Annotated in this window: 7 protein-coding genes; 2 read left to right on the top strand and 5 right to left on the bottom strand. The window is 67.2% G+C overall.

What is annotated here, in order from left to right; translation table 11 throughout:
• Positions 1-334 precede the first annotated feature (334 nt).
• Positions 335-1237 (top strand): hydroxymethylglutaryl-CoA lyase, encoded by a 903-nt coding sequence (locus GKZ92_RS09885; protein ID WP_075864093.1) that lies wholly within the window; start codon positions 335-337, stop codon positions 1235-1237.
• A gap of 35 nt (positions 1238-1272) precedes the next feature.
• On the opposite strand, the gene GKZ92_RS09880 is transcribed toward GKZ92_RS09885, so the two are convergent.
• Positions 1273-1719: a universal stress protein gene (locus GKZ92_RS09880; RefSeq protein WP_042376087.1), complete on the bottom strand. Its 447-nt coding sequence runs from the start codon at positions 1717-1719 to the stop codon at positions 1273-1275.
• A gap of 177 nt (positions 1720-1896) precedes the next feature.
• Positions 1897-4053, bottom strand: coding sequence for an excinuclease ABC subunit UvrB (gene uvrB / locus GKZ92_RS09875; RefSeq protein WP_075864092.1), 2157 nt, complete (start codon positions 4051-4053; stop codon positions 1897-1899).
• Between the two features lie 148 nt (positions 4054-4201).
• On the opposite strand from uvrB, the gene GKZ92_RS09870 reads away from it, so the two are divergent.
• Positions 4202-4786 carry a DUF402 domain-containing protein gene (locus GKZ92_RS09870; protein WP_155225226.1) on the top strand — a complete coding sequence of 195 codons (585 nt, stop codon included), beginning with the start codon at positions 4202-4204 and terminating at the stop codon, positions 4784-4786.
• 46 nt (positions 4787-4832) lie between these two features.
• Here GKZ92_RS09870 and GKZ92_RS09865 read toward each other — a convergent pair whose 3' ends face one another.
• The 3 genes from GKZ92_RS09865 to aztD all read right to left on the bottom strand — a co-directional run bounded on the left by GKZ92_RS09865 (position 4833) and on the right by aztD (position 7623).
• Complete coding sequence (locus GKZ92_RS09865) at positions 4833-5303, bottom strand: hypothetical protein (protein ID WP_040004262.1); 471 nt, start codon at positions 5301-5303, stop codon at positions 4833-4835.
• 130 nt (positions 5304-5433) lie between these two features.
• Complete coding sequence (gene coaE / locus GKZ92_RS09860; protein ID WP_006359831.1) at positions 5434-6330, bottom strand: dephospho-CoA kinase; 897 nt, start codon at positions 6328-6330, stop codon at positions 5434-5436.
• Between the two features lie 63 nt (positions 6331-6393).
• Positions 6394-7623: a zinc metallochaperone AztD gene (aztD, locus tag GKZ92_RS09855; RefSeq protein ID WP_035752174.1), complete on the bottom strand. Its 1230-nt coding sequence runs from the start codon at positions 7621-7623 to the stop codon at positions 6394-6396.
• Positions 7624-7625: the final 2 nt, after the last annotated feature.

Genomic DNA, 7625 nt, shown 5'->3' with positions numbered 1-7625 from the left:
GCCTCGTCCGAACCAGTCGTCGGCGATTTGGTCGTCCGACGACGCCGCTGACCCGTCCCCCCGAGGCGTTCGTCGAACAGCCACGAATCATACGCTTTACATCTCTTTTGAGATCGAAAGTGATACAGCGCATCTCGCGCCTGAGAGGCGGATCACATCTTGCGGAGAACTCAAGTGACAGATGGGACCTCACAAGTCCCTGACGGCCACACTCTCAACTTGCGTCACCCCGGAAGCGCCGGGTTGCGGTTTGGATTCGGTTGTTCGACCGTCATCTGCCCGAAGGAAGGATTCGTTGCACGCGAGCGGTCCGCGGCGGGGCAAGATTGGGGACATGACGAGCGTGCAACTGGTCGAGGTCGGCCCCCGCGACGGGCTTCAGAACGAGCAGATCCTCCTGTCGATCGACGACAAGGTCGAGTTGATCTCGCGCAGTGTCGACGCCGGCGTCCGACGCATCGAGGCGGTCAGCTTCGTCAACCCGAAGCGTGTCCCACAGATGGCCGGTGCCGAGGAGGTCATGGCACAGGTTCCGCGCGCCGACGGCGTCTCCTACATCGGCCTGGTCCTCAATCGCCGGGGTCTCGACCGCGCACTCACCGCCGCCGTCGACGAGGTCAACGTCGTGGTCGTCGCGACCGAGGAGTTCAGCCGGCGGAACCAGGGCTGCAGCGTCGACGAAGGCGTCGCCGCGGCGATCGACGTCGTGCGCGATGCTCGCGGGGCCGGTCTCCGGACGACGGTGACCATCGCGGTCTCGTTCGGCTGCCCGTTCTCCGGGGAGGTCGCTCCCGAACGGGTCGGCGAGATCATCGCGCGCCTGACCGAGGGAGCGGCACCGGACGAGATCGCCCTCGCCGACACCATCGGCGTCGGTGTCCCGGCCCAGGTGCGCACACTCGCCGACCTCGCCGCCGCGCACGCACCGGGCATCCCTCAGCGCTGGCACTTCCACAACACGCGCAACACCGGCTACGCCAATGCGCTGACCGCCCTGGACTCCGGCGCCAACGCTCTGGACGCGTCCATCGGCGGCTTCGGCGGGTGCCCGTTCGCCCCGGCCGCGACAGGCAATATCGCGTCGGAGGATCTCCTCTATGCGCTCGACCGGTCGAACGTCACGACGGGTGTCGACATGTACGGGCTGATCGACGCCGCGGAATGGTTGGGCAGGTCCTTGGAGAAGAGCGTCCCCGCTCTCCTCGGGCGCGCCGGAGGATTTCCGGACGCCCGCTGAGGCGGGGACTCTCGTCGGTTTTCGCCGTCGGGTGACTAGCCCGTGGTGTGCACGATCAACACGTCGCACGCCGACTTGCGTGCCACGTCGGCCGGAACCGATCCGAGCAGGCGCCCGGCGATCGAGTTCAGGCCGCGGTTACCGACGACGAGCAGGTCGGCCTTGACGTCGCTCACGAGCTGGAGCAGCGCGTCGACCGGCGCACCCTTGACGGGGCGCTGGACAACGGTGGCGGCCCCGGCCTTGGACGCGCGTTCCTTCGCGGTCCGCAGGATTTCCTCGGTCGGCGTCGAACCGGTGACCTGGTACGCCTCGTCTTTGAGGATGTCGGCGGCGTCCCCCGCACCACGCTCGTTGGGGAAGTATGCGCACGCGATCACCAACTGCGCGCCTTCACCCGCGAGTGCCCCCGCACGTTCCACCGCCTTCATCGACGACTCCGAGCCGTCGGTCCCGACGACGATGGTCTCGTATGCGCTCATCCCAACCTCCGACATGAATTCGCCTCGCTGCCCATCAGCGAGGCGTCACCTACATCCCCCATATTGCAGGGTTCTTTCACCGGGACATTAGTTTGCCGCGGCGTGTCTGTCCGCCGATCGTGGTGATCGGCACATGGTCGCGCTGTTGTGTCTTCGGCGGGATTGCAGGTCACAGCCCTATTTGATGCCCGCCGCGTCCATTCCGCGGAGCTCCTTCTTCAGGTCGGCGATCTCGTCGCGCAGGCGGCCCGCCAGCTCGAACTGCAGGTCCCGGGCCGCGCTCATCATCTGTTCGGTCAGCTGCGACACCAGATCGGCCAGCTCGGCGCGCGGCATCGCCGAGACGTCGCGCTTCTCGATCACGCCCGCACTGCCCGCCTTCGACACCTCGCCCTGCGCCCTGCGGCCGCGGCTGGAGTTGCGTCCCGAACCGCCCACCGCGACGGCCTCGTCCTCGGCCTCGCGGTACACCTGGTCGAGGATGTCGGCGATCTTCTTGCGCAACGGCTTCGGGTCGATGCCGCGCTCCTTGTTGTAGGCGATCTGCTTCTCGCGGCGACGCTCCGTCTCGTCGATCGCGTTGCGCATCGAGTCGGTGATCTTGTCGGCGTACATGTGCACCTCACCCGACACGTTGCGGGCCGCACGGCCGATCGTCTGGATCAGCGACGTGGTGCTGCGCAGGAACCCTTCCTTGTCCGCGTCGAGGATCGCGACCAGCGATACCTCAGGGAGGTCGAGACCCTCGCGGAGGAGGTTGATGCCGACGAGGACGTCGTAGTCACCCGACCGGAGCTGACGCAGCAACTCGACACGACGCAGGGTGTCGACCTCGGAGTGCAGGTACCGCACCCGGATGCCCAGTTCCAGCAGATAGTCGGTGAGATCCTCGGCCATCTTCTTGGTGAGCGTCGTGACGAGGACGCGTTCGTCGCGTTCGGTGCGCTGCCGGATCTCGTGGACCAGGTCGTCGATCTGCCCCTTGGTCGGCTTGACCACGACCTGCGGGTCGACCAGGCCGGTCGGGCGGATCACCTGCTCGACGAACTCGCCGTTCGACTGACCGAGCTCGTAGGGTCCGGGCGTCGCCGAGAGATACACGGTCTGACCGATGCGGTCGACGAACTCGTCCCAGGTCAGCGGGCGGTTGTCCACTGCCGACGGAAGCCGGAAGCCGTATTCGACGAGATTACGCTTGCGGGACATGTCGCCCTCGTACATGCCGCCGATCTGCGGCACGGTCACGTGCGACTCGTCGATGACCAGGAGGAAGTCCTCCGGGAAGTAGTCGATCAGCGTCGCCGGTGCACTCCCGGCCGAACGGCCGTCGATGTGGCGCGAGTAGTTCTCGATCCCCGAGCAGAAGCCGACCTGGCGCATCATCTCGAGGTCGTAGGTGGTCCGCATCCGCAGGCGCTGCGCCTCGAGCAGCTTGCCCTTGCCCTCGAGTTCGGCGAGGCGTTCCTCGAGTTCCTTCTCGATCGACGCCATCGCCCGCTCCATCCGCTCCGGCCCCGCCACGTAGTGGGTGGCGGGGAAGATGCGCAGCGAGGAGACCTGACGGACCACGTCGCCGGTGAGCGGATGCAGGTAGTAGAGCGATTCGACCTCGTCGCCGAAGAACTCGATGCGCACCGCGAGTTCCTCGTAGGACGGGATGATCTCGACGGTGTCACCGCGGACGCGGAAGGACCCGCGGGTGAATGCTGTGTCGTTGCGGGTGTACTGCACGTCGACGAGCAGCCTCAGCAGGGCGTCGCGATCGATCTCCTGCCCCACCTCGAGCTCGACCGAGCGATCGAGGTACGACTGCGGCGTACCGAGGCCGTAGATGCAGGACACCGACGCCACCACCACGACGTCGCGACGGGAGAGCAAACTCGAGGTCGCCGAATGGCGGAGTCGTTCGACGTCGTCGTTGATCGACGAGTCCTTCTCGATGTAGGTGTCGGTCTGCGCGATGTACGCCTCGGGTTGGTAGTAGTCGTAATACGAGACGAAGTACTCGACGGCGTTGTTGGGCAGCATCTCGCGGAGTTCGTTCGCCAGCTGCGCGGCGAGCGTCTTGTTGGGTGCCATCACCAGCGTCGGGCGCTGCACCTGCTCGATGAGCCAGGCAGTCGTCGCCGACTTACCGGTACCGGTGGCACCGAGGAGCACGATGTCCTTCTCCCCCGCCTGGAGCCGTGCGGTCAGATCCTTGATCGCGGCGGGCTGGTCACCGGCGGGCTCGTACTCGCTGACCACCTCCAAGCGGGCTTCGGTGCGCTCGATCTCGCCGATCGGACGGAACTCGGAGTGCGCGAGCACCGGGCGTTCTGCTGCAAAAGCCATAGTGCCAGGGTAAACGCGCACTACGACACGAGTGTTCCCGCGCGGTCTGCGGCCCGCCGCCCGACCATGCGCGGCAGACGTCCCGCACATCGGGAACATCTCCGATGTTCACCCAGAGATCGGGTGCCGGCCGAACTACATTCGGGGGATGACGAGCAACAGCGGTCCCGTGACGACCGCGCCGGCCGCACCCCACTCGATGCACCCGCCCAAGCGGGAGGTCTTCGATGTGCCCGCGATGACGAACACCGACAACAAGGGATTCGTCCGGGAGGTCGAGGAATACCGAGTCACCGACTACGGCCTCTACATGTCGCGCCCCGCGCCCGGGCATCCGAGGTTCGATTATCTCGAATCATGGCTTCTCCCCTCATTGGGGTTGCGCGCCAACATTTTCCACTACCAGGGCGGCTTTCGGGCGAATCAGCGCCTCTACCTCGACATCGGGCGGTTCTCCGGCCCCGACGAGCGCGGCCGGTGGTACGCCGAGGACTGGTATCTCGACCTCGTCGACGTTCCGGGATCACCGCTGGAACTCATCGACGTCGACGAGGTCTTCGAAGCGCACCGGTGCGGACTCCTCGACAGCGACCAGTGCGTGCAGGCCGTCGAGATCGCGACCCGCGCGCTCGTCGGGGCAGCCGCGCACGGCAACGACGTACAGGCCTGGCTCGACGACGCGGTCGGCGGCGTGGTGTTCTTCCGAGACCACCGCCCCGATCACGGGTGGTGACCCGGCACGACCGCGCGCCGATGTGCCGGCCGGCCCGACGTCGGACTCAATAGGTGGGCAGCACGAAGCACGCGCCGTTCCGGATGAACTGCGGCAGTTGCACTCCCGTGCCCACGTTGACGGTCCGCGTCTTGACCACCCCATCGAGGTTCGCGGCGAGCACGTAGCGTCCGGGGGCGGACGGTCGCCAGGTCGGCGTGACCTCGACAGCGGTGGGCTTGGCGTTGTGGATCGTCACGGTGCGGCCCGCCCGGGTGGACGTGACCTTGAGTGTCGACTTGGCCGACTTCGGATCGCCGACGATCACGGACAACTTGTAGGCGCATCCCGCACCGTAGAGGCCGTAATTCGACGAGCCGTTCGCCGAGGAGCCGTAACCGGGCAGCGTGTCGACGGCGATCCCCTGCAGGGCCGCGTTCGCCGGGGCGGCACTCACCGCGGCGGCCGTGAGTGCCGCCCCGACGGCGATACCGCCGACGACCGCACGCACGCGTTTCGAACTACCAGGACCCCACATATGTGCTCCTCACAACGCTTTGCCGACTTGGTGGTCCGCACCGGCATCGGTGCGTCGTCGCAAAGCTAACAGCGCGGAGCACACGATGTGGCCAATTCAGGCAACATTCGTAGTCAGTTTGTCGAGCCCCTCAGGCGATCTCGATCCGCACGGTCGCGGGTCGCCCAGGATCGCAGGAACCGTGAACGCCGGGGCCGACGGGCGCGAACCCACCGTCGGCGAGGAGGTCGACGAGTTCTGCGGACGCGGTCTCGTCGCGGGCGGCGATCCGCAGCTCGACGTTTGCCGGATCGGTGATCTCGACGGCGGCCGCGCGCTCACCCGCGATCGCCCACAGCCGGTTGACCAGACGTGTCGCGGGACCATCCGGATTCGGTTCCGCGGCAACGAGTTCGGGGACCGGATCGGCGACCCGACGCGCCCGGACGTTGGCCTCGAACGGTACGAGCCGATCGTCCCAGACCCGCGCGGCGGCAGCGGCGAGGTCATCGGCCGATCCGGAGTTGTCGAGCCAGACGTCGGCGACCGCACGGCGCTGCTCGTCGGTGGCCTGCGCCGCGATTCGAGCACGCGCGTCTGCTTCGTCGACCCCGCGCATCGTCGTGAGGCGATGCAGTCGGACGTCGGCGTCGGCGAACACGATCACCACGAGGTGGAAGAACGGCGCGGTGTGGTTCTCCACCAGCAGCGGGATGTCCTGGACGACGACGGCGTCGTCCGGCGCCGCCGCGAGCAGTTCCTGGGTGCGCGCGCCGATCAACGGGTGGGTGATCCCGTTGAGCGCCTTCCGCGACCCCTCGTCGACGAAGGCCTTGGCCGCGAGCGCCGGACGGTCGAGGCTGCCGTCGGCGGCGAGGATGTCCGAGCCGAAGGCCTCGACGAGCGCGGCGAGGCCCGCCGAGCCGGGTTCGACCACCTCGCGGGCGATCTTGTCGGCGTCGATGATGTATGCACCTCGTTCGACGAAGGTCTTTGCCACTGTCGATTTGCCGGCGCCGATGCCACCGGTCAGTCCAAGCCTGATCACGTCACCAGTCTGGCAAACAGGCTCCTGCCCGGTGCACACCGGCGCCCCGTGTGTCGCGTCGCTTCAGCCGGTGACCGCGACGAGTTCGACGGTCTCGCGCGGCAGGGTGGACTCGGCGACCTTCTCACCCGACTCCAGATCGATCGCGACGATCTTCTTCGACACCGGTTCACTGACGTACGCGATGCGATCCTGCACCACGACATTCGGCATCGGCGACTGCCATTCGTCGGGTTCGGTCCACTCCCCGATCGCCGGGATCCGGGCGGTGCGGTTGCCGGATCGTGCATCGAAGACGTGCAGCGCGCCGTCGGTCCCGAGGATCACCGCAGAGCCGCCGGGGCCACGTTCGAGCGACCGGAAGCTGTAGGAGGTCCCGAGATCGACCAGGCGGAGATCGCCGGTACGGGTGTCGGTGAGCGAGAAGCGCGTCGGCCGTTCGAGGTCGGCGTCCTCGTCACTCTTGTAATCCCCCAGCACGACCGGGGACCCGTGATCACCGGCCTGGTTGCCGATGCGGCCGTAAGGATCCGGGCTGGCCACCTTGCGGATGTCGTTGCCGTCGACGATGAGGATGCCGTTCTCACAGCCGAAGGTCAGGCGGCCGTCGGCCGCGGCGGCCTCGCCGTGGACGCCGGGACATTCGTCGTTGCGGGCGATCTCGTTCCGCTGCTTGTCCAGGATCGCAACGCCGCTCCGCGAATTCTCGTCGCCGCGTGTGACGACAACCGAACCGTCGCCGCGGAACACCGCCACACCGTGATGGGGTTGCGGGACCGTGAACGTGGTGGCCACCGGGTTGCCGCGGAGCAGTTCGGCGGGTTCGACGATGTCGACCTGTCCGGTGCCGTCGCTGAACAGGCTGATTCGTGAGTCGTGGACCACGACATGTCCGGGTTCCGCTCCACCGAAACGCATCTCGGTGAGCGAGGGCTCGGTCGTGTAGTGATGTCCGTGGTCGCCGTGCGCCTTCGTCCAGGTCCCGGCGTCGAGGACCCGGAACCCGTCGGCCTCGGAGACGAAGACGTGCCGCCCGTTGCCCGCGCTGTTCAGCCGGACGAATCCGTCGAGGGGAAGGTCGGCGACCTGATCGAGCGTCTTCGCGTCGAGCACGAGGATTCCGCCGTCGTAGCTGAGTGCGAGTCGTGGTGTCGCGCTTTGCTGTTCCGCGGGTCCGCGCGACGATTCGGCGGACGGGGTCGCCTGCTCGGGGTCGCCGCATGCGACGAGCGCGATGGAGGAGGCAGCGAGCAGCGCGAGGGAACGGGTCAGAGTTGTCCGTGGTGATAGCACTC

It is taken from the genome of Gordonia sp. 135, from assembly GCF_009720185.1.
Classification (GTDB): Bacteria; Actinomycetota; Actinomycetes; order Mycobacteriales; family Mycobacteriaceae; genus Gordonia; species Gordonia alkanivorans.
This window is presented reverse-complemented; position numbering and strand designations above follow the sequence as displayed.